This is a genomic window from Rhizobium sp. 01L410 (assembly GCF_056400165.1).
Map to the genome: position 1 here is coordinate 124,406 of NZ_JBFTST010000001.1, position 23,059 is coordinate 147,464.

Annotated in this window: 24 protein-coding genes and 1 riboswitch; of the genes, 19 read left to right on the forward strand and 5 right to left on the reverse strand. The window is 62.2% G+C overall.

What is annotated here, in order from left to right:
- Window positions 1-6 precede the first annotated feature (6 nt).
- From AC1DV9_RS00545 to thiD, 8 genes are all read left to right on the forward strand, one after another.
- Window positions 7-936: a carbohydrate ABC transporter permease gene (locus AC1DV9_RS00545; RefSeq protein ID WP_112388396.1), complete on the forward strand. Its 930-nt coding sequence runs from the start codon at window positions 7-9 to the stop codon at window positions 934-936.
- Window positions 933-1,775 (forward strand): carbohydrate ABC transporter permease, encoded by an 843-nt coding sequence (locus tag AC1DV9_RS00550; protein ID WP_112388397.1) that lies wholly within the window; start codon window positions 933-935, stop codon window positions 1,773-1,775. The genes AC1DV9_RS00545 and AC1DV9_RS00550 overlap by 4 nt, the downstream gene beginning before the upstream one ends.
- Window positions 1,776-1,814: 39 nt before the next feature.
- Window positions 1,815-3,053 (forward strand): ROK family transcriptional regulator, encoded by a 1,239-nt coding sequence (locus AC1DV9_RS00555; protein WP_477945538.1) that lies wholly within the window; start codon window positions 1,815-1,817, stop codon window positions 3,051-3,053.
- Between the two features lie 33 nt (window positions 3,054-3,086).
- Window positions 3,087-3,941 carry a sugar phosphate isomerase/epimerase family protein gene (locus AC1DV9_RS00560; RefSeq protein WP_477945540.1) on the forward strand — a complete coding sequence of 285 codons (855 nt, stop codon included), beginning with the start codon at window positions 3,087-3,089 and terminating at the stop codon, window positions 3,939-3,941.
- 22 nt (window positions 3,942-3,963) lie between these two features.
- Window positions 3,964-5,025 (forward strand): ABC transporter ATP-binding protein, encoded by a 1,062-nt coding sequence (locus tag AC1DV9_RS00565; protein ID WP_477945542.1) that lies wholly within the window; start codon window positions 3,964-3,966, stop codon window positions 5,023-5,025.
- 41 nt (window positions 5,026-5,066) lie between these two features.
- Window positions 5,067-5,163, forward strand: a riboswitch (TPP riboswitch).
- A gap of 52 nt (window positions 5,164-5,215) precedes the next feature.
- On the forward strand, window positions 5,216-6,019 hold the full coding sequence (gene thiM, locus AC1DV9_RS00570) for a hydroxyethylthiazole kinase (RefSeq protein WP_477943253.1): 804 nt from the start codon (window positions 5,216-5,218) through the stop codon (window positions 6,017-6,019).
- Window positions 6,016-6,651 (forward strand): thiamine phosphate synthase, encoded by a 636-nt coding sequence (gene thiE, locus AC1DV9_RS00575; protein WP_477945544.1) that lies wholly within the window; start codon window positions 6,016-6,018, stop codon window positions 6,649-6,651. Before thiM ends, thiE begins: the two co-directional genes overlap by 4 nt.
- Window positions 6,648-7,460 (forward strand): bifunctional hydroxymethylpyrimidine kinase/phosphomethylpyrimidine kinase, encoded by an 813-nt coding sequence (thiD, locus tag AC1DV9_RS00580; RefSeq protein ID WP_477945546.1) that lies wholly within the window; start codon window positions 6,648-6,650, stop codon window positions 7,458-7,460. Before thiE ends, thiD begins: the two co-directional genes overlap by 4 nt.
- A gap of 3 nt (window positions 7,461-7,463) precedes the next feature.
- Here thiD and AC1DV9_RS00585 read toward each other — a convergent pair whose 3' ends face one another.
- The 4 genes from AC1DV9_RS00585 to AC1DV9_RS00600 all read right to left on the reverse strand — a co-directional run bounded on the left by AC1DV9_RS00585 (window position 7,464) and on the right by AC1DV9_RS00600 (window position 11,298).
- On the reverse strand, window positions 7,464-8,072 hold the full coding sequence (locus AC1DV9_RS00585; protein ID WP_477945547.1) for a YdeI/OmpD-associated family protein: 609 nt from the start codon (window positions 8,070-8,072) through the stop codon (window positions 7,464-7,466).
- Between the two features lie 66 nt (window positions 8,073-8,138).
- A complete protein-coding gene (locus AC1DV9_RS00590) occupies window positions 8,139-8,987 on the reverse strand; it encodes a carbohydrate ABC transporter permease (RefSeq protein WP_112596703.1) in 849 nt (282 codons plus the stop codon).
- A complete protein-coding gene (locus AC1DV9_RS00595; protein ID WP_477945549.1) occupies window positions 8,980-9,918 on the reverse strand; it encodes a carbohydrate ABC transporter permease in 939 nt (312 codons plus the stop codon). Before AC1DV9_RS00595 ends, AC1DV9_RS00590 begins: the two co-directional genes overlap by 8 nt.
- A gap of 72 nt (window positions 9,919-9,990) precedes the next feature.
- Window positions 9,991-11,298: an ABC transporter substrate-binding protein gene (locus AC1DV9_RS00600; protein ID WP_477945551.1), complete on the reverse strand. Its 1,308-nt coding sequence runs from the start codon at window positions 11,296-11,298 to the stop codon at window positions 9,991-9,993.
- Between the two features lie 205 nt (window positions 11,299-11,503).
- Here AC1DV9_RS00600 and AC1DV9_RS00605 point away from each other — a divergent pair, with 205 nt between their 5' ends.
- From AC1DV9_RS00605 to AC1DV9_RS00655, 11 genes are all read left to right on the forward strand, one after another.
- Window positions 11,504-12,703: an ROK family protein gene (locus AC1DV9_RS00605; RefSeq protein ID WP_477945553.1), complete on the forward strand. Its 1,200-nt coding sequence runs from the start codon at window positions 11,504-11,506 to the stop codon at window positions 12,701-12,703.
- Window positions 12,704-12,736: 33 nt separating this feature from the next.
- Window positions 12,737-13,837, forward strand: a complete 1,101-nt coding sequence (locus AC1DV9_RS00610; protein WP_477945555.1) for a Gfo/Idh/MocA family protein — start codon at window positions 12,737-12,739, stop codon at window positions 13,835-13,837.
- A gap of 18 nt (window positions 13,838-13,855) precedes the next feature.
- Window positions 13,856-14,497 carry a ThuA domain-containing protein gene (locus tag AC1DV9_RS00615; protein WP_477945557.1) on the forward strand — a complete coding sequence of 214 codons (642 nt, stop codon included), beginning with the start codon at window positions 13,856-13,858 and terminating at the stop codon, window positions 14,495-14,497.
- Window positions 14,498-14,681: 184 nt separating this feature from the next.
- A complete protein-coding gene (locus AC1DV9_RS00620) occupies window positions 14,682-15,164 on the forward strand; it encodes a GNAT family N-acetyltransferase (protein WP_477945559.1) in 483 nt (160 codons plus the stop codon).
- 21 nt (window positions 15,165-15,185) lie between these two features.
- On the forward strand, window positions 15,186-16,208 hold the full coding sequence (locus tag AC1DV9_RS00625; RefSeq protein WP_477945561.1) for a glycoside hydrolase family 3 N-terminal domain-containing protein: 1,023 nt from the start codon (window positions 15,186-15,188) through the stop codon (window positions 16,206-16,208).
- Between the two features lie 39 nt (window positions 16,209-16,247).
- Window positions 16,248-17,897, forward strand: coding sequence for an ABC transporter substrate-binding protein (locus AC1DV9_RS00630; RefSeq protein ID WP_112388412.1), 1,650 nt, complete (start codon window positions 16,248-16,250; stop codon window positions 17,895-17,897).
- A gap of 55 nt (window positions 17,898-17,952) precedes the next feature.
- Window positions 17,953-18,930, forward strand: a complete 978-nt coding sequence (locus tag AC1DV9_RS00635; RefSeq protein ID WP_477945563.1) for an ABC transporter permease — start codon at window positions 17,953-17,955, stop codon at window positions 18,928-18,930.
- A gap of 13 nt (window positions 18,931-18,943) precedes the next feature.
- Window positions 18,944-19,822: an ABC transporter permease gene (locus AC1DV9_RS00640; RefSeq protein WP_405049567.1), complete on the forward strand. Its 879-nt coding sequence runs from the start codon at window positions 18,944-18,946 to the stop codon at window positions 19,820-19,822.
- Window positions 19,819-20,622, forward strand: coding sequence for an ABC transporter ATP-binding protein (locus AC1DV9_RS00645; protein WP_477945565.1), 804 nt, complete (start codon window positions 19,819-19,821; stop codon window positions 20,620-20,622). The genes AC1DV9_RS00640 and AC1DV9_RS00645 overlap by 4 nt, the downstream gene beginning before the upstream one ends.
- Window positions 20,619-21,518, forward strand: a complete 900-nt coding sequence (locus tag AC1DV9_RS00650; RefSeq protein WP_477945566.1) for an ABC transporter ATP-binding protein — start codon at window positions 20,619-20,621, stop codon at window positions 21,516-21,518. The genes AC1DV9_RS00645 and AC1DV9_RS00650 overlap by 4 nt, the downstream gene beginning before the upstream one ends.
- Before the next feature lie 51 nt (window positions 21,519-21,569).
- Window positions 21,570-22,247: a spermidine synthase gene (locus tag AC1DV9_RS00655; RefSeq protein ID WP_477945567.1), complete on the forward strand. Its 678-nt coding sequence runs from the start codon at window positions 21,570-21,572 to the stop codon at window positions 22,245-22,247.
- Here AC1DV9_RS00655 and AC1DV9_RS00660 read toward each other — a convergent pair.
- Window positions 22,244-23,041 carry an HpcH/HpaI aldolase family protein gene (locus tag AC1DV9_RS00660; protein ID WP_477945568.1) on the reverse strand — a complete coding sequence of 266 codons (798 nt, stop codon included), beginning with the start codon at window positions 23,039-23,041 and terminating at the stop codon, window positions 22,244-22,246. The genes AC1DV9_RS00655 and AC1DV9_RS00660 overlap by 4 nt on opposite strands.
- Window positions 23,042-23,059 lie beyond the last annotated feature (18 nt).

Genomic DNA, 23,059 nt, shown 5'->3' on the forward strand with positions numbered 1-23,059 from the left:
AGCCCAATGAGCCCTATCGCCATCGAGGCCGTCAGCCCGCCTCACAGCAGATCGTTCATGCGCCGTTTCGCCGGGGCACCCTTGCCCTGGATCATGCCCGTGATCATCGTCATAGGCATCTTCTATCTTTACCCCGTCATCGACGTGTTCCGCCTGTCGTTCACCAACGCCACGCTGATCGGCGACAATCAGGATTATACGCTCGGCTCGATCTCCAATGCGCTGAGCTCGCCGCAGCTGCCTGATATCCTGTGGGCAACGCTGATCTTCGTCGGCGGCAGCGTTATCGGCCAGCAGATCCTGGGCCTTGCGGTCGCGGTGGTCGTCGTTCGCGGCGAGAAGCGCGGGCTGTTCGGCACGACGATCCTGCGCACCACGGCGCTTGTCGCCTGGGTAGTCCCGGGCATCGCCGGGGGCATCATCTGGCAGATGCTGTTCTCCGAAGCGCCTTATGGCGCGCTGAACAGCATCCTGAGAATGATGCACCTGCCCGCCGTCGCCTGGCTCTCGGATCCGTCGATCGCGCCCTGGTCGGCCCTGATATCCAACATATGGCGCGGCGCCGCCTTCTCGATGGTCGTCATGTACGCCGCGCTCAAGGCGATCGACCCCTCGCTCTACGAGGCGGCGGAAGTGGATGGCGCAACCGGATCGCAGCAGTTCTTCTTCGTTACCATTCCTCAGCTGCGCGCCGCGATCCTGGTCAACATGATCCTGATCACCATCATGACGCTGAACACCTTCGACGCGATCATCACGCTGACAGGTGGCGGTCCCGGCCGTGCGACGGAAGTCATCTCGCTTTACGTCTTCAACATCGTCTTCAGAAATTACGACCTGTCGGGCGGCAGCGTTCTCTCCGTGCTGATGCTGATCATCAGTCTCGGGCTCGCCTTCGTCTATGCGTCGTTCCTGCCCAAGGAGGAAGAGCAATGAGCGGGCGCACCGGCACGCGGTTCGGCGATTTTCTGAGCTATCTGTTCATGCTGGCGATGTTCGTCTTCTTCGCCGGCCCCCTCAGCTATCTCTTGTCGATGGCAATGCGCGACCGGCGGGAAATCTACCGCGGCGTCGCGCGCTATATCCCGCATAACCCGACGATGGAAAACTTCGTCGCCGTTCTCAACAACAGCTATTTCCCGCTTTATCTGTGGAACGGGCTGAAGCTTGCGGCGCTCAGCGGTCTCGGCGTTCTCATCGTGGCGCTGCCTGCAGCCTATGCCTTCTCGCGCTTCCACTTTCGCGGCAAGGGCCTGTCGATGATGGGGCTGCTGCTCTTCCAGATGATCTCGCCGCTTGTGATCATGGTGCCGCTCTACCGCTACATGAACAAGCTAGGCCTGCTCGACACGCATTTTGCCGTCGTCATGGTCTATATCGCCCTCGGTGTGCCGCTGGCGACATGGCTGCTGAAGAGCACGGTCGATAGCATCCCGCGCAGCCTCGACGAGGCGGCGATGATCGATGGCTGCAATCGCTTCTCGGTGTTCTGGCGGATCGTCCTGCCACTGTCGGCGCCGGGCATCGCCTCGGTCTTCATCATCACCGTCATTGCCGGGTGGTCGCAATTCCTGGTGCCTTTTCTGCTGCTGACCCAAAACAATCTGATGCCGATCGGCGTCGGTATCTTTAACTTCCGCGGCATGCAGACCGACTCGTCGATCCAGCTGCTTGCGGCCGCCTGCCTGATCTCCGTCGTACCGGCGATCGTGGCCTTCCTGTCGCTCCAGAGACTGATCCTCGGCGCGATGACCAGCGGCGCAGTCAAGGGATGAGGCCGGTCTGATGTCGATGGAAGATGAAGGATCGCGACCATGAACCAGACCGCGGGCGTCAAGCTCTCCCCCGATCTCAGCGGGGCCAATGTCGAAGATGCAGGCGAGCATAACCGCGCCGTCGTGCTGCGCTGCATCCACCGGCAGGCGCCGATTTCCCGCGCCGAGATCGCCAGGCAGACCGGCTTCACCAAGCCGGCCATCGCCCGCATCGTCGACCGGCTTCTCGATGAAGGACTGATCATCGAGGCGCGCCGCCGCCACGGTTTGCGCGGACAGCCCGCCATCGAGCTCGAGATCAATCCGGACGCGTTCTTCGCCATCGGCATCAATATCGACCGCGATCATCTCACCATCCTTGCCGTCGACGCGGTTGGCAATGTGCGTGCCCGCGTGCATCACGAAAAGCGCTACATCCTGCCCGCCGAATTCATGCAGCTGTCGGCCGACGCCATCTCGCATTTTCAGCGCAGCCGCCTGATCGACGACGCTCATCTCGCCGGTATCGGGCTCGCCATGCCCGATTGGCTCGGTGAGATTTCGTTTCCAGGCAAGCCGGCCGACTATTCGGAATGGCTGGAATTCGACGTGCGCGCGGCGATCGAAGGGCTGACGCAGCACCCCGTCTTCATCGAGAACGAAACCAATGCCGCGGCACTGGCCGAACTCGACTATGGGCTCGGCGCTGAAAGCCGCAGCTTCCTCTACATCGCCATCAATGCCTGCCCCGGCGGCGGCCTGGTGCTGGATGGCAATGGCCACCGCGGCGCCATGGGCCTCAGCGGCGAAATCGGCTGGCTGCCGATTGCCGACGGCAAGGACGAGCGGGCGCAGAAGGTGCGACTGCTCGGCGAGATCTTTTCGCTGTTCTGCCTCTACGAGTTCCTCGCGGAACACGGCATCAAGGTCAGCGTACCGCAGGATCTGCTGACGCTCGATACGCGCGGCAAGCGGCTGGTCTCGCAATGGCTGCGGGAGATGAGCGCCCATTTGGCCGTCGCTGTCCGGCATATCGGCATGATCATCGATCCCGACGCCATCCTGGTCGGCGGGCGGCTGCCGATCCGCATGATCGACGAGCTGCTGCGCTATGTGCACGAGCATCTCGATGCGGCCGACGCCGCCCTGCCCTCGCTTCACCGCGCCTCGCTCGGCGACGATGCTTCGGCGATCGGTGCTGCGGCCATGCCAATGGCGGCAGCGCTGATGCTGGCGTCGGCGGATGAGGTTCAACGCACCCGTTCACCCCTGAAATACATGGATCGCCTGAACAACTAGAACAGCCGCCGCGGCGGCGCCTGGGAGGATTTGATGAAGATCGGTTTCTATACGTCGACGTTCAACGACCGGCCGCTGGAAGAAGTGGTCGACTTCGCGGCTTCCGCCGGTTTCGATGCCATCGAGATCGATGTCGGCGGACATATCAAGACGCCCGACAAGGTTCGCTCTGCCGTGGCACTTGCCCGCGAGCGCGGCCTCTTCGTCTCCTCCATCACCTATTTCGGCAACCAGCTCGACGCCGACAATGCCAAGCGCAAGGATCTGCGCTCGCGCACCTCGGAGTTCGCCCAGGCGATCGGCGAGGTGGGCGTACCGATCTTTGTGATCTTCCCGGGACGAAACGATGAAGCCAGCGACGAGGCCAATTACGACGACTTCGCGGCCTATACCAACGGCCTGATCGCCGAGACGGCGGCAAGCGGACTCATCTTTGCGATCGAAAACTGGCCGGGACCGAAGGACAATTTCGTCGGCACGACGCCGAAGGGCTACGAGGAGCTGTTCAAGCGCATTCCAGACCGCCGCTTCGGGCTGGAATTCGACCCCTCGCATTTCCTGCGCATCGGCGTCGATCCCTATAAGGCGCTCGAGGACGTCAAGGATCGCATCGCCATCCTCCATGCCAAGGACACCGCGATCGATCCCGCCGTACAGCAGGCCATCGGCTATCATGGCAAGGGCTGGTGGCAATACAAGCTGCCCGGCCTCGGCCTGCTCGACTGGACGAAATTCCTGCGACAGGCCGTGGGCTACGGTTTCGACGGCACGATCTCCATCGAGCATGAGGATGCCGCCTATGGCTGGCCGGGCAAGGACCTGGAGGCCCGCAAGGAGGGTGAGCGCGTTGGGCTCAGCTATCTCCGAAACACCTTGAACAAGCTCTGATCGCAGCCTGGGGAGGACGATAATGGCTCATGTTTCAGTCAATAATGCACGCAAGGACTACGGCGCGTTCAAGGCCATCAAGGGCGTCTCCGTCGATATCCGCGACGGCGAGTTCGTCGTCCTTGTCGGCCCGTCCGGCTGCGGGAAGTCAACGCTGCTCAGGATGATCGCAGGCCTCGAAGGCATTACCGGCGGCGAAATCCAGATCGGCAAGCACGTCGTAAACGAACTGGCGCCGAAGGACCGGGACATCGCCATGGTGTTCCAGAACTACGCGCTCTATCCGCATATGACGGTCGCCAAGAACATGGGCTTCTCGCTGCGGCTGAAGCGCATGCCGCGCGAAGAGATCGACAAGCGCGTCGGCAATGCCGCCAAGATTCTCGGCCTCGAAAGCCTGCTCGAACGCTATCCGAAACAGCTCTCCGGCGGCCAGCGCCAGCGTGTTGCCATGGGCCGGGCAATCGTCCGCGACCCGGCCGTCTTCCTGTTCGACGAACCGCTCTCCAATCTCGATGCAAAGCTGCGCGTCCAGATGCGCTCGGAGATCAAGGAACTGCACCAGCGGCTGCAGACGACGACGATCTACGTCACCCACGACCAGATCGAGGCCATGACGATGGCCGACAAGATCGTCGTCATGAAGGACGGCCGGATCGAGCAGTCCGGTTCTCCGCTCGATCTCTACGACCGGCCCAATAATCTGTTCGTCGCGGGCTTCATCGGCTCGCCCGCCATGAACTTCATCAAGGGCAGCATGACGGATGTGGGTTTCCGCACCGAAGACGGCATCATCCTCCCAAGCGACCGCCGTCCGGGCGATGCGGTAACCTACGGCATCCGCCCCGAACATCTCCGGCTCGACCCCGGTGGCATCGAGATCACCACTGTCGTCGTTGAGCCGACGGGATCGGAAACGCTCGTCATCGCCAGACTGGGTACACAGACGATCAGCTGCGTCTTCCGCGAGCGGATCAGGGCGGCGCCCGGCGACATCTTGAAGGTTGCGCCCATTCATGATGCCGTTCATCTTTTCGATGAAGGCGAGCAGCGTATCGTCAGCGGCGAGGCCCGGCTCAACTGATAGGGAGTGACAAGCCGACGATAATTTGCGAAGACGGCTGTGTTGAGAGACAGGGGCGTTCGCCGAAAGGCGGGCTGAGAAGTACCCTTCGAACCTGAACCAGATAATGCTGGCGGAGGGAGTCGCTCGAGGCCCTCCGCAGCGATTGCCCGGCCTCCCGCGTCTTGCCCCGCTCCAAAAGGGACGCAAGATGACGACTTCGAGATCACCCGGACAATTGCTGACCGCGCTGCGCGCCGCGCCGCCACTCGTCCACTGCATCACCAACTACGTCGCGATGAACATTGCTGCCAATGTCGTGCTGGCGGCGGGCGCCTCGCCTGCCATGGTGCATGCAGAGGAGGAAGCCGGTGAGTTCGCGGCGATATCAGGGGCGCTGACGATCAACATCGGCACGCTGTCGCCCGCCTGGGTCAGTGGCATGAAGCAGGCAGCGAAGGCGGCTGCCCGCAACGGCAAGCCCTGGGTTCTTGATCCGGTCGCCCACTACGCCACTGGTTTCCGCCGCGAAACGACGGCCGCACTCCTGGACCTCAACCCAACGATCATCCGCGGCAACGCTTCGGAGATCATCGCGCTTGCCGGCAGCGAAAGCCGTGGCCAGGGCGTCGACAGCCGCGACCCCGTCGAGCAGGCCGAAGGTGCGGCGCGCAGCATTGCCGCGCAGTATGGCGCAGTCGTTGCGGTCACCGGTTCGGTCGATTTCGTCACCGATGGGACGCGTGCTGTCAGGATCGCCGGCGGCTCGGCCCTCATGCCGCAGATCACCGCGCTCGGCTGCTCGCTGACCTGCCTGACCGGCGCCTTTGCCGCGATTGCGCCCGAGGAGACTTTCGATGCGACGGTCGCAGCGCTGGCAATGTTTGCCGTCGCCGGCGAACAGGCGGCGCTGGAAGCGAAAGGCCCCGGCTCCTTCTCCTGGCGTTTCCTTGATGCGCTCGCGGCAATCGACGGTCCGGGCCTCGATCAGGCGGCAAGGATCAGCGTGGCGTGAAGACCTTCGACCTCTCCCTCTATCTCGTCCTCGATCCGGATCTCTGTGCCGGATACGGGCTTGTCGAAACCGCGCGTGCCGCCGTTGCCGGCGGGGCGACCATCGTGCAACTGCGCGACAAGACGGCGGACACCCGGCAAATGATCGAAACCGGCCGGGCTTTGCAGCATGTGCTCACGGGCAGCAACGCGCTGCTCATTGTCAACGACGATGTCGAGGCGGCGATCGCGCTCAATGCCGACGGACTGCATATCGGCCAGGACGATCTCGGCGCGATTGAAGCTCGCCGGAAGATCGGGCCGGACATGATCCTCGGCTTGTCGGTCGAGACGGCGGCGCTTGCCGCCGCGGTGGATCCCGCCATCGTCGATTATGCCGGAATCGGCCCGGTCTTTGCCACCGCGACGAAGCCTGACCATAAGCAACCGGTCGGCCTTACAGGTCTGGCCGATCTCGTTCGCGCCTGCCCGGTTCGCTCCGTAGCGATCGGCGGGCTGAAGGCCGAGCATGTCGGCCCGGTGCTTGCCACCGGCGCCGAGGGCCTTGCGGTCGTCTCGGCGATCTGCGGCCAGCCCGATCCGCAGGCGGCGACCGCAGCCATCGCAGCCAGCATTAGAAAGGCACGCTCATGATCCGTAACGTTCTCTCGATCGCCGGGTCCGACCCCTCGGGCGGCGCCGGCATCCAGGCCGATCTCAAGGCTTTCTCCGCGCGTGGCACCTACGGCATGGCCGTCCTGACGGCGCTGACGGCGCAGAACACGACCGGCGTTTCCGCCGTGCAGACGGTCTCTCCGGACTTTGTCGCCGAGCAAATCCGCATGGTTTTCGCCGATGTGCGCGTCGATGCCGTCAAGATCGGCATGATCGCCAATGCCGCGATTGCCGAGGCGGTCGCCGATGCCCTGAAGCCGCATCGCGGCATCCCCATCGTGCTCGATCCCGTCATGATCGCCAAGGGCGGCGCCACCCTCCTCGACATTGCCGCAATCGGCGCGCTGACCACGCGTCTCCTGCCGCTCGCAACGACGCTGACCCCAAACCTGCCGGAGGCGGCCGCGCTGCTGGGCGAGCAACATGCGGAAAACCGCGATGAGATGCAGGATCAGGCGCGCAGACTGCTGGCGCTGGGTGCCAAGATGGTGCTGCTCAAGGGCGGGCATCTCGGTGGCGCCGACAGCCCCGATGTCCTGGCGAGCGCCGACCACATCACCTGGTTCGAGGCACCGCGGGTTGCGACCAAGAATACCCATGGCACAGGCTGCACGCTGTCGAGCGCACTTGCCGCAGAGCTCGCCAAAGGCAAGTCGCCCGAGGCGGCGCTCGGCATTGCCAAACGATACCTCGCTGATGCGGTCGCGGCAGCCGGTGAACTGACCGTCGGTTCCGGCCACGGCCCTGTGCAGCACTTTCATGCGCTCTGGGACGGGGCCGAGTTCTGAGACTCAGCCCTTCGGCTTCCTGTTCTGCGGATAGATCGTCTCGCCTTTCGCCAGCATCTCGACGAAAGCAGCGATCTTCCGCTCCCGGCCTGCAGGCGTCTTCATATTGTGTATCCGGAAGGCGAGCGCGAAGCGGTTCTGCTCGCTGAGAGCAGCAAGCATCTCGCTTGCCTTCGGATCGGCATCGATCGCAGTCTGAAGATCGTAGGGGATCTCCATGTTCTTGCCGCTGCCATAGGCACGGTCCCAGCGGCCATCGGCCTTGGCGGCCTCGACCTCGCGCAGACCGTGACCGGTCATCCGGCCTTCGCTGATAAGGCGGGCGACATTGTCGACGTTGATCTGGCTCCATGTTCCGTTCTTCGTGCGCCGGGTGTAGCGCTGCAAATAGCTTTTCTCATCGAGGCTTTTGCGCACCGCATCGATCCAGCCCCAGCAGAGCACGGCATCGATCGCCTCGACGGGCGTGATCGATGGCAGGCCCGAGGCCACCTTGAAGATGCGGATCCAGACCTCGTTTTCTTTATCGTGATGCTTCGAAAGCCAGTCGTAGAATTCCCCCGCATTGCCGAATTCATGCACCTTGTCCGGATCGACGACGATCGGAGCCATTCGCTTTATCCCCCGTGAAGCCTGCGCCCGGCCATGGTAGCGGCCACGGCGCAAACTTCAACTCGCTCAGGACTTCACCGCTCCCGCCGTCAGGCCGGCGATGATGTGTTTTTGGGCCAGGAAGAAGACGATGATGGTCGGCATGATCGTCAGCGTGATGAAGGCAAGCACCAGCTGCCATTCGGTGCCGAACTCGCCGCGATACACCATGATGCCGAGAGGCCAAGGATACTTCGATTCCGAATTCAGCATGATCAGCGGCAGGATATAGCTGTTCCAGCTGCCGACGAAGGAGATGATGCTGACCGTGGCGATGATCGGCCGAGATAGCGGCAGCGAGATGTACCAGAAGAAGCGCAGATAGCCGCAGCCATCGACGAAGGCGGCCTGGAACAATTCTTCCGGGAGGTTGCGAAAATAGTTCCTGAACAAGAGAATGCTCATACCGAGGCCAAAGGCCACCTGCGGCAGCACCACGCCCCAATAGGTATCCAGCAGCCCGAGATCGCGGATGCGGATGAAGAGCGGCAGGATGGCGGTGGCAGCCGGGAACATCAGCCCGAGCAGGAAATAGTTCAGCAGGAAGGACGAGCCGAAGAAACGCACATGCGCGAATGTGAAGGCCGCCATCGACGAGACGATCAGCGTCAGTGACACCGTCAGCACCGCAATGACCAGCGAGTTGAAGATCTGTAGCCAGTAGCGCTCGCCGAACAGGATGTCGGTATAGTTCGACCACTGCCATTCGGCAGGCAGACCGAAGGGATTGACGCGGAGATCGCCCAGCGTCTTGAAGCCGCCAAGCGCCGTTGTCAGCAGCGGGATCAGCACCAGGGCGGCGATCAGCGTCAGCGAGACGTAGAGATAGACCTTCGTCCCCGTTTGCATGCGAATTGTGTCGGTCGTGTCAGTCATTGCGCATGAAAATCCTTTTGTAGCCAAAGGCGAGCGTCACGCAGATGATGAACAGCACGACGCCGACGGCGCTGCCGAGGCCGACCTGCATGCGCATGACGCCGTAGGTGTAGAGGAAGGTGACCATCGTCTGCGTAGAGTTCGACGGCCCGCCGCCGGTCAGCGGCATGATCATGTCGAAGAGCTGCAGGGAGCCGATGACCGCAAAGAAGATCGACAGGCGCAGCGTCGAGCCGAGCAGCGGCAAGGTGATGTACCGAAACTTCTGCCAGCCGGAAGCGCCGTCGATATCGGCTGCCTCGAGCACGTTCTTGTCCACGGATTGAAGGCCGGCGATGAACAGCATCATGTGGAAGCCGAAGTACTTCCAGACGACGACGCCGAGCACCGCATAGATCGCCACGTCCTTGTCGGCCAGCACATAGGGATTGGCAAAGCCGAAGAAGTTGGCCGTCGCAGCAAACAGGCCATAGTCGCCATCGTAGACGAAGCGCCAGATTAGACCGGCCGCGACATCCGCCAGGACGTAGGGCAGGAAGAAGATCAGCCTGTAGGTGACGACACCTGGAATGCGGTGCGCCAGCATGGTCGAAAGCCAGATCGCCAGCGGCACCTGGATGGCGATTGAGATGATGATGATCAGTCCGTTATTGATCAGCGCCTGACTGAAGGCGGCATTGCGGAACAACACCTGGAAGTTCTTGAACGCGATGAATTCGGTTGGCGTGCCGTAGCCGTTCCACTTGTAGAAACTGTACCAGGCCGCCTCGCCCATCGGCATGATGACGAAGAGCGTGAAGAGGATCAGCGCCGGCGGCAGGAAGAACAGCAAGATGGCCCAGCGGTCATGCGCGATCGAACTGCGGTTCTTTCGCGCACTCTTGGAAAGGCCTTTCGCGCCGATGCCAGTTGAAACGGAAATATCAGCCATGTGTCCTGCTTTCGCATGCGCCTGGTCAGGTCCCGGCGCCTTGCGGGCGCCGGGAAGAGAATGCGGAGTGGATCACTGCTCCAGTTCGAACGCGTCCTGGATCTGCTGCGCGCCATCCTTCGAGCTCATCTGGCCCGAGACGATTTCCACCGAGACATCATTGACGACGCGGCCGACGGCGGCGCCGAGATCCTGATCGAAGAAGTTCTGGTGCCATGTGGATCCGGCGAGCTGCTTGGCAGATTCGGCGAGCAGCGGGTTGACGACGCCGTCATCGGCACCGACAGCGACCGGCAGCAGCATGGCGTTCTTCGCCATTTCCCGCTCGTTATCGGCATTCGTCAGATAGGCGAGGAAATCGATTGCCTCCTTGGACGCCTTCTTGGTGACCACCCAGCCGTTCAGACCGCCGAGCGTATCAGTAGCTTTACCCGCGCCACCATCGACCGTCGGGAAGGCAAAGCGGCCGATATTCTCGGGCGCCAGGCCCTTGCCGTCACCGGCATTCTTGCGCTGGTTGGCTTCGGTATTCTCGAAGCCGAGGATCATCGCCGCCTTGCCGTCGCCGAAGACGCCGAGCGCCTGCGGCCAGGTCACGCCTAGATAGCCGGGTTGGAAGGGTTCGAGCTTGCCGAGTTCGGCGAGATCGTCACCGGCCTTGATGATCGCCGGATCGAGAAAGCCTTCGCCCTCGCCCTTCTTGGCAGCGTCGAACACCTTCTGGCCGCCTTCGCGCATGACGAGGTAGCTCCAGTAGAAATGGATCGGCCACTTCTCACCGCCGCCACCGGCGATCGGCACGACGCCGCCGTCCTTGAGCTTCTTCACGGCATCAAGGAAATTGGCCCAGCTCTTGATGTCTTCGGCCTTCACGCCGGCCTTGGCAAACAGCTCCTTGTTGTAGAAGAAGCTGACGAGGCCGACCTTGTAAGGAATGGCCCAGACCTTGCCGTCGAAGGACATGCCGTTCACGGAGGCGGGCGTGAACTGTTTGCGCAGCTTGCCACCATCAGCGTCGAGCGCGGCCGTGACCTCCTGCAGCGCGCCGGTTTCGGACTGCTGTTTCAGGACGCCCCCGCCCCAGCTGTAGAAGAAATCGGGCACGTCGTCGGATTGCAGAAGCGTCGGCAGCTTGGCCTTGAAGGCCTCGTTTTCCAGGAATTGCATCTGGATATCGACATCGGGATGCTGCTCTTCGTATTTCTTGACGATCTCTTCCCATTTCGCCACGAATTTCGGATCAAGCTCCAGATGCAGCCATTTGACGACAGTCTTCGCCGAAGCCGCACTGGCGCCGAGTATCAGCGAAACCCCTGCAGCGGCTGCCAGAAATGCAATGCGCTTGCCGCGAAGGGCCAGGCCCTTGTGCATATACGTCATGATTTTTCCTCCCAGGGGCTCCATCCTCACAATTTTTCCCCTATGCGGATTAATTCAACGGAGCTTTCGCACAATGTCAACCCAACTGCCCAATTTTTTGCCGTTCTGGCTTGACAGAGACCTGTTACTGCCTGTTATTTAATTCGTAACCCGTCGAAAATATTTGGGCCACGGCCCCATTCAAGCGATTGCCCGGCTAGATTTCATGAAGACCGCAGATCCCGAATTGATGCGCGCGATCAATCGCTTGAACGTGCTGGATACGATCCGCCGCCACGGGCCGATCTCGCGTGTGGAGATTAGCGAACGCACCCAGCTGTCGACGACGACTGTTTCCGCGATCACCGCTTCGCTGCTTGACGACGGCCTCATCCTGCCGCGACACGAAGGCGACATCCGCAACGAGGCGGCGCGCGGCCGACCGCGGGTGATGCTGGAGCTGAACCCGGATGCCGCCCGCGTCGTCGGCGCCAAGATCGCCGCCAACCGCATGATTTTCGTCGTCACCGATTTTCGTGGCGACGTGTTGTCAAAGCTGGCGCTTCCGATCCGCATCGACCGGCAGCCGATCGCCGTCATCGCCGATCTCGTGGAAGACGGCGTGCGCCGCTGCGTGGTCGATGCCGGGCTCTCGCTTGAGGATGTCGATACCGTCTGCCTCGGCCTTCCCGGTGTCATCGAACATCGCACCGGCCATGTGCGCAGCAGCCCGATCTTCCGCGAAGTGAATGTCGATTTCGCCGCCGAGATGACGGCGCGGCTCGGCACATCGACGATCGTCGAGAGCGACGCTCACGCCATCACGCTTGCTCATCACTGGTTCGGCAAGGCGCGTGACCTGGAAGACATGGTGCTGATTTCGCTCGAACAAACGCTGGGCCTTGGAGTGCTGCACGGCAACCAGCTCTTCCGCGGCGCGGGCGGCCTCAGCCACAATCTCGGCGACCTCGTGCTCGGCATGGGGCCGCAAGGCACGGTGCGGCTTTCAACGCAGGCAGGCGAAAGCGCTATCCTCGGCGACCAGCAGGCCGACGGCCGTTTTGCCGAAGCGATCCGGCTCGGCCGCGGCATGACCCACGCCCAGGCGCTGATCAAGGCCGAGGACAACACGCTGATCGCCTCGGCCATTCGCGCCGGTGAGGCAGTCGGCCTGACGGTCGCCAATATTGTAACACTCTTTGCGCCGCCCCGCGTCATCCTCGTAGGATCCAGCCTGGCACTGGGAGAGCCGTTCCTGAACAGCCTTCGCGACGCCTATGCGGTGGCGATCCCGCCATCTCTCAAGGGCGTGACCGAACTCATCTTCGACGATTCCAGCGACGATTTCTGGGCGCAGGGTGCTGCCGCCGTCGCACTTTACGAACTCTATGAATCGCCCTGGAGCACCACGGGGCCAGCGCTGTAGCGCTGAGACAGATACATATCCTGGGAGGAACTTATGGAAAAAGTCGGTATCGGCATCATCGGATGCGGCAATATTTCGGGCGCCTACCTGAAGGCGATGGCTTCCTTCCCGATCCTCGACATCAGGGGCGTGGCCGACCTCAACCGCGACCTGGCGGATGCGAAAGCGGCGGAATTCAATGTCCCGGCAGAGAATATCGACGAGCTTTTCGCCGATCCCAAGATCGAGATCATCGTCAATCTGACGGTGCCGAAGGCCCATGTCGCCGTTGGCCTGCAGGCGCTGGACGCAGGCAAGCACACCTATTCCGAAAAGCCGCTCGGCATTAATTTCGCGGAAGGGAAAAAATTAGCGGAAGCCGCCAAGGCGAAGAATCTTCGCATCGGCGCGGCGCCCGATACATTCCTCGGTGGCGGCCATCAGACGGCGCGGACTCTTATCGACCAGGGCGTCATCGGCCAGCCGGTCGGCGGCACGGCAACCTTCATGTGCCCCGGCCACGAGCGCTGGCACCCGAACCCGGCCTTCTACTACGAAGTCGGCGGCGGGCCGATGCTCGATATGGGGCCGTATTACATCACCGATCTCGTCAATCTCTTCGGTCCGGTCGCGCAGGTTGCCGGTTTCGCCGTGGCGCCGCGCAAGGAGCGCGTCATCACCAGCGAACCGCGCAACGGCGAGAAGATCCCGGTTCACGTGCAGACCCATGTGGCCGGTGTCATGGCCTTTGCCAATGGCGCGGTCGTGCAGATCGGCATGAGCTTCGATGTTGCGGGCCACAAGCATGTGCCGCTTGAAGTCTACGGTACCGAGGGCACATTGATCGTCCCCGATCCGAACCATTTCGGCGGCGAAGTGCAGTTCCTCAAGAAGGGCGGCAGCTTCGAGCCGCAGGAACTGACCTCGCCTTATGCCGATGGCAACTACCGCTCGATCGGCGTTGCCGACCTTGCCCATGCCATCCGCTCGAACCGGCCGCATCGCGCCAACGGCAGCCTGGCGCTGCATGTGCTCGAGGTCATGGAAGCCTTCCACACGGCCTCTGAAAGCGGCCGCACGGTCACTATCACCACGGCCACGGAGCGGCCCGCGCCGCTATCGGAATCGCTCGTCGACGGGCGGCTCGCCAAGTAATCTTCAGGAGGAATATGCATGCGTGAAGCACTGATCGTCTGGGGCGGATGGAGCGGCCACGAGCCGCAGGAATGCGCCGTCATCATCAAGGACATGCTGGAGGAAGACGGCTTCAAGGTCTATGTCGAGCACAGCACCGAAGCCTTCGCGGACCCTTCCGTGCACGATCTCAGCCTCGTGGTGCCGATCGTCACCATGTCGAAGATCGAAAAGGAAGAGATCAAGAACCTAGCAGCCGCCGTCGAAAACGGCGTCGGCATTGCCGGCTACCACGGCGGCGCCGGCGACAGCTTTCGCGAGTGCGTCGAATACCAGTTCATGATCGGCGGCCAGTGGGTCGCCCACCCGGGCAATATCATCGACTATAAGGTCAACATTACCAAGCCCAATGATCCTGTGATGGAGGGGATCGTCGATTTCCCCTACACGTCGGAGCAATATTACATGCATGTCGATCCGTCGAACGAAGTGCTGGCGACCACCACTTTCACCGGCGACCATGCCTATTGGATCGACGGCGTCGTGATGCCAGTCGTCTGGAAGCGCAAATATGGCAAGGGCCGCGTCTTCTATTCCTCGCTCGGCCATCAGGCCAAGGAATTCAGTGTACCTGAAATGAAGACCATTTTCCGCCGCGGAGCCAATTGGGCAGCGCGCTAAATCACTGATCTTGCAAGAGCCTTGGATAGCCCGGCGCAGCGCCGGGCTATTTGCGTTCTGCCGCCCCCTGCGCGGCGTTCTGTCCTCACCCAGATTCCCTGTTGACATCCAGGATCGAAACGACGAAGTCTATGTCATAAAAAGGGGATACATTCCGTAATAACGGAATATTGGAGGACGACAGGTGCCCGACCTGCTGGTAAACCTATATTCGAAGACGCTCGACGGACTGAGATTAAAGGCCGATGAAACCGGTGTCACCATCCGTCCGGCTCTGCCGCCGGAAATGCATGTCGTTACCGCCTGGGTTCGCGAGCATTTCAGCGAGAACTGGGCGAGCGAAGTCACCGTGGCGTTTTCCCGCCAGCCCAATGCCTGTCTGATCGCCGTCGATGGCCGCAAGCTTCTCGGCTTTGCCTGCTACGACACCACGGCACGCGGCTTCTTCGGCCCGACCGGCGTGGCACCTGAAGCCCGCGGCAAGGGCATCGGCCTCGCCCTCTTTTCCGCCTGCCTTCAGACGATGAAGACGCTTGGCCACGCCTATGCCTTCATCGGCGACGCAGGCCCGGTCGATTTCTACGCCAAGACCGCTGGCGCCGTACCTATCCCCGCGCCCGACAAGGGCATCTACGAAGGCATGCTCAGAAGCAAGCCAAAGACCTGAACTGATACCGGAGCATAAAGAGTGTCCAAGACCCCCCTCGCCCTTTTCGTCGGCATGCCCAACCCGACCCTGTCGGACGACGAGTTCGCGCTGTTTCGCGAAACCAATCCGCTTGGTCTCTTCGTCGGCCGCCGCGACCTGAAGACCCCCGGCGACGTCAAGGTGCTGATCGAACGCTTCCGCGAGGCTGTTGGCCGTGAGGATGCGCCGGTTTTCACCGACCAGGAAGGCGGACGCGTCCAGCATCTGGATGCCGGTCCATGGCCGCTCTTCCGCAGCTTCGGCGCCTTTGCCGAGCTCGCTCAGCGTGATCTCGAACTCGCCAAGCGTGCACTTCGCCTTTCCTCCCAGGCCATGGGCGCGATGATGACCGAGCTCGGCCTGACGAGCGGCTGCTCGCCGGTTCTCGACCTGGTCTTCCCGACCACGAGCGCCGTCATCGGCGCCCGCTCGTTCGGTGCCGATCCCGACATCATCGCCGCCCTCGGCCGCGAGGTCGTCGATGGCCTGCTCGAAACCGGTAACATGCCCGTCATGAAGCACATTCCGGGCCACGGCCGCGCAACGCTCGATTCTCACAAGGAGCGCCCGGTCGTCGACGCATCGCGCGAGACGCTCGAAGCCACCGATTTCAAGCCCTTCGTGGCGCTGAAGGACACGCCTTGGGCCATGGTCGCCCACGTCGTCTATACCGCCTATGACAAGGAACTGCCCGCCTCCATCTCGCCGGTCATGCATGACGTGATCCGCAAGGATATGGGCTACGAGGGCGTTCTGATCTCGGACTGCATCTTCATGGAATCGCTGCAGGGCACCATGCCGGAACGCGTCAAGCAGGTGCTCGACGCCGGTTTCGACATCGCGCTTCACAGCCACGGCGACATTCCGGAAAGCGAAGCAGCCGCCAGGGCCGCCCGCCCGCTGACGGATGCAGCGCTTGCCCGTATCGAGGCCGGCAAAGCCCGCCTCGGCAATCTCAAGATCGACGTCCGCGCTGCACATGCGGAAGTCGAGGACATGTTCAAGACCGTGCTGGCCGCCTGATCAGCCCGGTTCGCGAAGCAACCAACCAAGGGGAATAAAGTGAAAAAATACATATTCGCCGCCGCAACAGCTCTGTCACTGCTGTCCGGCACCGCCATGGCGCAAACCGTTTTGACCGCCAACATCGAACCGGCGACGACCTGGGTTCGCAACTTCAACCCGTTCAACCAGACCTCGTCGCGCCAGTCCACGCTCGACTTCATCTATGAGCCGCTGGTGATCTTCAACCGCTTCGACAGCAACAAGCCGGTCTTCCGCCTGGCCGAAAGCTTCAAGCAGTCCGACGATCTGAAGACGATCGAGTTCAAGCTGCGCTCGGGCCTCAAGTGGTCGGACGGCAAGCCGCTGACGGCTGCCGACGTCAAGTTCACCTACGAATATCTCAAGAAATTCCCGGCGCTCGACTTCGTCAGCATCTGGAGTTTCATCACCGGCGTCGAAGCCGTCGATGGCCAGACCGTCCGCTTCACGCTGAAGGACCCGAGCTCGCTCGCGGCCGAACAGCTGTCGCAGCTGCCGATCGTTCCCGAGCACGTCTGGAAGGACGTTGCCGATCCGGTCACCTTCGCCAACGAAACGCCCGTCGGCAGTGGTCCGCTGACCGAAGTTCCGCGCTTCACCGGCCAGACCTATGACCAGTGCCGCAACCCGAACTACTGGGATGCCGAGCACCTGAAGGTCGACTGCATGCGCTTCCCGCAGCTCGCCGACAACAACCAGATCCTGACGGCAACTGCCGACGGCACGCTCGACTGGGGCGTTTCCTTCATTCCCGATATCGACAATGTTTATGTCTCGAAGGACCCTGATCACTATCACTACTGGTATTCGCCGAGCAGCATGGTGGCCTTCCTGTTCAACCAGGAAACCGCCAACGAGAGCAACAAGAAGGCCTTCAACGACGTGAAGTTCCGCCGCGCGGTCTCCATGTCGCTGGACCGCAAGACGATGATCGACGTCGCAGGCTACGGCTATCCGACGCTGAACGAAGATCCCGGCCTGATGGGCGAGCTCTACAAGAGCTGGGCGGACCCGTCCGTGAAGGCCGATTTCGGCAAGTCGGCAGCCTATGACGCCGACGCCGCCAAGGCGCTTCTCGACGAAGCCGGCTACAAAGACAAGGATGGCGACGGCTTCCGCGACAATCCGGATGGTTCGAAGATCTCGTTCACGATCATCGTGCCGAACTCCTGGACCGACTGGATCGATACCGTCAACATCGCCATCGAAGGCATGCAGGCCGTCGGCATCGACGCCAAGATCGAGACCCCGGAAGAAGCCGTCTGGACCTCTGACTTGATCGAAGGCAAGTTCGACGCCGCGATCAACAGCCTGCCGGCCTCGTCGTCGCCCTACTATCCCTACAAGCGCGCCTTCAGCGCTTCGGACAAGGGCAAGACACGCTTCACGGCGCAGCGCTGGTTCAATCCCGAGGTCGAAGCTCTCGTCACCCAGTTCACGCAGACCGCCGATCTCGGCAAGCAGAAGGAAGCGATGAACAAGGCTCAGCGTATCGTTGCCGAAAATCTGCCGATGATCCCGGTCTTCAACAACCCGAACTGGTATCAGTACAACACCAAGCGCTTCACCGGCTGGTCGACCAAGGAGAACCCCTTCGTCAATCCGTCCATCTCGCGCACCAACCCCGCTCGCCTTCTGAACCTGCTCGCTCTCGAGCCGGTAAAGTAAGCACGGACCCTCGGGAGCGGCTCCCCTCAGCCGCTCCCGGTTTCACGGAGTTTCCATGGCTTTCCTGCTACGCCGCCTGGCTTTCTACTTGGCAGCCTTCATCGCGGCGGCAACGATCAATTTCTTCCTGCCGCGCCTGATGCCGGGTGACCCGGTGCAGATCATGTTCTCGAGCGCCGGTGCCGAACTGCCGCCGGAGAGCCTGCAGGCATTGAAGCTGACTTTCGGTTTCGTGGACGGGCCGCTGTGGCAGCAATATCTGACGTATCTCGGCAGTATCTTCACCGGTGATCTCGGCCGCTCGGTCAAGTATTTCCCGTTGCCGGTCACCTCGGTTCTCGGTCATGCCCTCGTCTGGACCGTCGGCCTGATGGGCACCGCGACGGTCATCAGCTTCACTATCGGCAGCTTCCTCGGTATTCTCGCCGCCTGGCGGCGCGGCAGCGCTTTCGACGTCATCGTCTCGGTCGTGGCGATCTTCGCGACGTCGGTTCCGGCCGTCGTCACCTCGCTGATCGTCGTCTTCATCTTCGGCTTCACGCTCGGCTGGTTTCCGAACGGCTATGCCGCCGATCCGTCGCTCGATCCGGCCTTCACGCTGCAATATATCGGCAGTGTGCTCTATCATGCCATCTTGCCGATGATCACGCTCTGCGCCGTCATGACCGGCGGCTTTGCCGTCACCATGCGCAACAACATGATCAACCTGCTCGGCGAAGACTATATCGTCATGGCCCGCGCCAAGGGCCTCTCCGACCGGCACGTGATGATCTGGTATGCCGCGCGCAACGCGCTGCTGCCGACCGTCTCGTCGCTCGCCATCGCCATCGGCACCATCCTCGGCGGATCGCTGGTCACGGAGGTGGTCTATAACTATCCCGGCCTCGGCAACATTCTCTACCAGGCAATCCTGGCCCGCGATTACCCCGTTATCCAGGGACAGCTCCTGATCATGACCACCACCATGCTGGTCGCCAATTTCATCGTCGATGTCAGCTATGTGCTGCTTGATCCGCGATTGAAGGGAGCGTGACATGAAGACCCTCATTTCCGGCCTGCTGCGCAATCGCAAGGCACTCGTCGGCGTTGCCATCATTCTCTTCATCATCATCGTGGCGATCGCCGCGCCTTTGATCACGCAATATGATCCGACCGCGCGCACCGGCCGTCCGCATCAGGCGCCGTCGCTCGATCATCTGCTCGGCACGACGCGCATCGGCCAGGACGTGTTTTCGCGGCTGATCTACGGCGCCCGCACCTCGCTTGCCGTCGGGTTCGGCGCCGGCCTGCTGATAACCATTGTCGGCACGGCGCTGGGGATCATCTCAGGCTACCGCGGCGGCAAGACAGACGAGGTCATCAGCTTCTTCACCAATATGGTGCTCGTCGTTCCGAACCTGCCACTGCTGCTCGTGCTCGCCGCCTTCATCGGCCAGGCCAGCCCGCTCGTCATCGCGCTCATCCTTGGCGGAACCTCCTGGGCCTGGGGCGCACGCGTCACCCGCGCCGAGACGCTTTCGGTCAAGCAGAAGGACTTCGTCAAATCGGCAGAAACGATGGGCGAGCCGCAATGGCGCATCATGCTGTTCGAGATCTTCCCGAACGTCATCTCCATCGTTGGCATCAATTTCATCGGCAGCGTCATCTTCGCGATCATCACCGAAGCAACGCTGGAATTCCTCGGTCTCGGCGATCCCCGGGCCGTTTCATGGGGAGCCATGCTCTATAACGCACAGAAGGCATCCGCACTCTCGGTCGGCGCCTGGTGGGACATCCTGACGCCCTGCTTCGCACTGGCGCTGCTCGGTATCGGCATGTCGCTGCTGAATTTCGCCGTCGACGAGGTGGCCAATCCACGGCTTCGCACCGGCGGTCAGCTCGGTCGCTGGAAGACATTGATCCGCACCGGGGAGGGCCGCCTGTGAGCCAGCCACTGCTGTCGGTCAAGAACCTGACCATCGATTACATCGGCGAGGAAAAGGATTTCCGCGCCGTCGACAATGTGAGCTTCGATGTCGCTCCTGGCGAAGTCTTCGGCCTTGCCGGTGAATCCGGTTGCGGCAAGAGCACCATCGCCTTTGCCATCAGCCGCCTGCACAAGCCACCGGCGCTGATCCGCAAGGGCAGCGAAATCCTGCTTGCCGGCCGCGAGGTCCTCGACCTCGACCCGCAGGCACTGGCGGCCTTCCGCTGGCGCGAAGTCGCCATGGTCTTCCAGAGCGCCATGAATTCGCTGAACCCGGTTCTGCGCATCGAGGACCAGTTCTACGATGTGCTGAAGAAGCACAAGGGAATGACCAGGGCTGAGGCCCGCGAGCGGGCAGCGGAAATGCTGAAGCTCGTCGATATCGCCCCGGACCAGATGCGCAACTATCCGCATCAGTTTTCCGGCGGCATGCGCCAGCGCATCGTCATTGCCATCTGCATGGCGCTCGATCCCAAGCTCGTCGTCATGGACGAGCCGACGACAGCGCTCGACGTCGTCGTGCAGCGCGAGATCCTGCAGCGCATCAACGAGCTGCGCCGCCAGTTCGGTTTCTCGGTGCTGTTCATCACCCACGATCTCGGGCTGATGGTGCAGTTCTGCGACCGCATCGGCATCATGCTGGCGGGCAAGCTTGTCGAGCAGAACAGCGCCGAAGACATCTACAAGAACCCGCAGCACGACTATACGGAAAAGCTCTGGGCCTCCTTCCCGTCACTGCATGGAGGCGTGCTCGCATGAGCGAAGCGATCCTCTCTCTCGAAAAGGTCGACAAGACCTTCGGACATGGCAGCTCGACGGTGCATGCCGCACGGTCGATCTCCTTCGCACTCCACCCCGGCCGCGCCCTGGCGCTGGTCGGCGAATCCGGCAGTGGCAAGACGACCTGCGCCCGCATGGCGATGCGCGAATATGCGCCGACCTCCGGCCAGATCCTCTACAAGGGCAAGCCGGTCGAGGCCGCAGGCCGAGCCGAACTCGCCGACTACAGGCGCTCGGTGCAGATGATCTTTCAGGATCCTTTTGCCTCGCTGAACCCGGCACATACGATCGCCTATCACCTGACACGGCCGCTCAAGCTGCACCGCCCCGATATCAAGGCGTCGGCGATCGAGGCAACGGTGCGCGAGCTGCTCGAGCGCGTGCGCCTTGACCCCGATCTCGTTGCCCCGAAATATCCGCACGAGCTCTCCGGCGGCCAGCGCCAGCGCGTCAACATTGCGCGTGCGCTTGCGGCGAAGCCCGAGATCATCGTGGCGGACGAGCCGACCTCGATGCTCGACGTCTCGGTGCGCCTCGGTGTCCTCAATCTGCTGAACGAGATGAAGCAGCAGATGAATCTCGGCCTTCTCTATATCACCCATGATATCGCGACCGCACGCTACGTCGCCGAGGATATAGCCGTCATGTATTCCGGCCAGATCGTCGAATGGGGACCGACTGCGGAGGTGATCGACAACCCCATCCATCCCTATACCCGGCTGTTGCTCTCGGCCGTGCCGGATCCGGATGTCCGCTTCGACGATCCGAAGACGCGGCTGAAGCCGGAAGAAGTCGATGGCATCCGCAAGGCGGCTGCGGCCACCCAGGACACCATCATCGAGGCATCACCGGGACATTTTGCCCGCAGCCTGTGACTTCATCTATCGCTTGTGCTAGGGGAGCGGCCGAACGGAAGGCGAAACGGCATGCTCCCCTGGATCGAACTCGACAAGGCAACCATCCCCGGCGACGGCGGCGACCTGCGGCTGAAGCAGCGCGGCTCGGAATTTTCCATCATGCTCGGCGCGAACGAGCTGATGAACAGCCGTCTCAGCGGCTCGGAAGAAGCCCTCGCCACCCTCTCCTACGAGCGCATCAAGAGCCACAAGCGGCCGAAGGTGCTGATCGGCGGTCTCGGCATGGGTTTCACACTGCGGGCGGCGCTTGCTGTTCTCCCTGATGACGCGGAAGTTGTCGTTGCCGAGCTCGTTCCGGCCGTCGTCGCCTGGGCCCGCGGGCCGATGGCCGAGGTGTTCAAGGGATGCCTGGATGATCCGCGCGTGACGATCTTCGAGGGTGATGTCGGCGAAGCGATCCGCGCCGCAAAGGCCGGTTTCGATGCGATCCTGCTCGACGTCGACAATGGCCCGGACGGGCTGACCCGCAAATCGAACGACAGGCTTTACGATTTCGGCGGCATAAGCGCGACCAAGGCCGCACTGCGCGGCGGTGGCGTGCTGGCCGTCTGGTCGTCGGGACCGGACACCAGCTTCACGCGCCGTCTCAAGGATGGCGGTTTTGCCACCGAAGCGGTGAGTACGCGCGCCGGCAAGGGGCGCGGCGCGCGCCACGTCATCTGGCTGGCTGTGAAGCCAAACCGTTAAGCCTTGAAGCCCTTCCGGGCGGCCGCGATCTCGCGGGCGGCGCCGTTGCGCAACTGCGTGGAGTCGCCTGCCGCGATCACCAGATCGCAACCGAGCGTCAGCATCTCGCCGGCCCGCGCTCCATCGCTGCCGAAGGCACAGACAAACTTCTTGTGCGCCCGGCAGCGGGCGATCACATGCGACAGCTCCTTGTCGATCTCCGGCGTATCAGGGGCAACCTTGGCGCCGTTGGACAGCGCGATCGAGAGATCCGAAGGGCCAACGAAAATGCCGTCGATACCTTCGACGCCAAGGATATCGTCGACTGCAGCGAGTGCTGCCCGGGTCTCGATCATGGCGATCGTCACGGTCAGATCGTTTGCGGTTTTCAGATAATCGCTCGCCGAAATCCCAGTATGGTTCAGGGCCAGGGTCGGTCCCCAGCTGCGCTCGCCGAGCGGCGGATACTTGGTGAAACTGACCAGCGCTTCGGCATCCGCCTTTGAGTTCACCATCGGCGCGATAATCCCCGAGAAACCGGCATCGAGCAGGCGCGAGGCAGCCGCGAAATCGCCGACCGGAATACGCGCCAGCGCCGGCTTTCCCGCCGCCCGGATCTGCGAGACGGTCGCCGCCGCTGTGCCGAGGTCCCACATGCCGTGCTGCATGTCGAGAACGAGCGTATCAAAATCCTCCTGCGCCAGATGATTGACCATCAGCGGCGAGGGAATGCCGATCCAGGCTGAAACAAGACCGCCGTGGCCGCCCTTTTTGATCTTTGCCGCGAAGCCGTCGATAGCCGATGGGGCGCTCATGTCATGTCTCCTTGCATT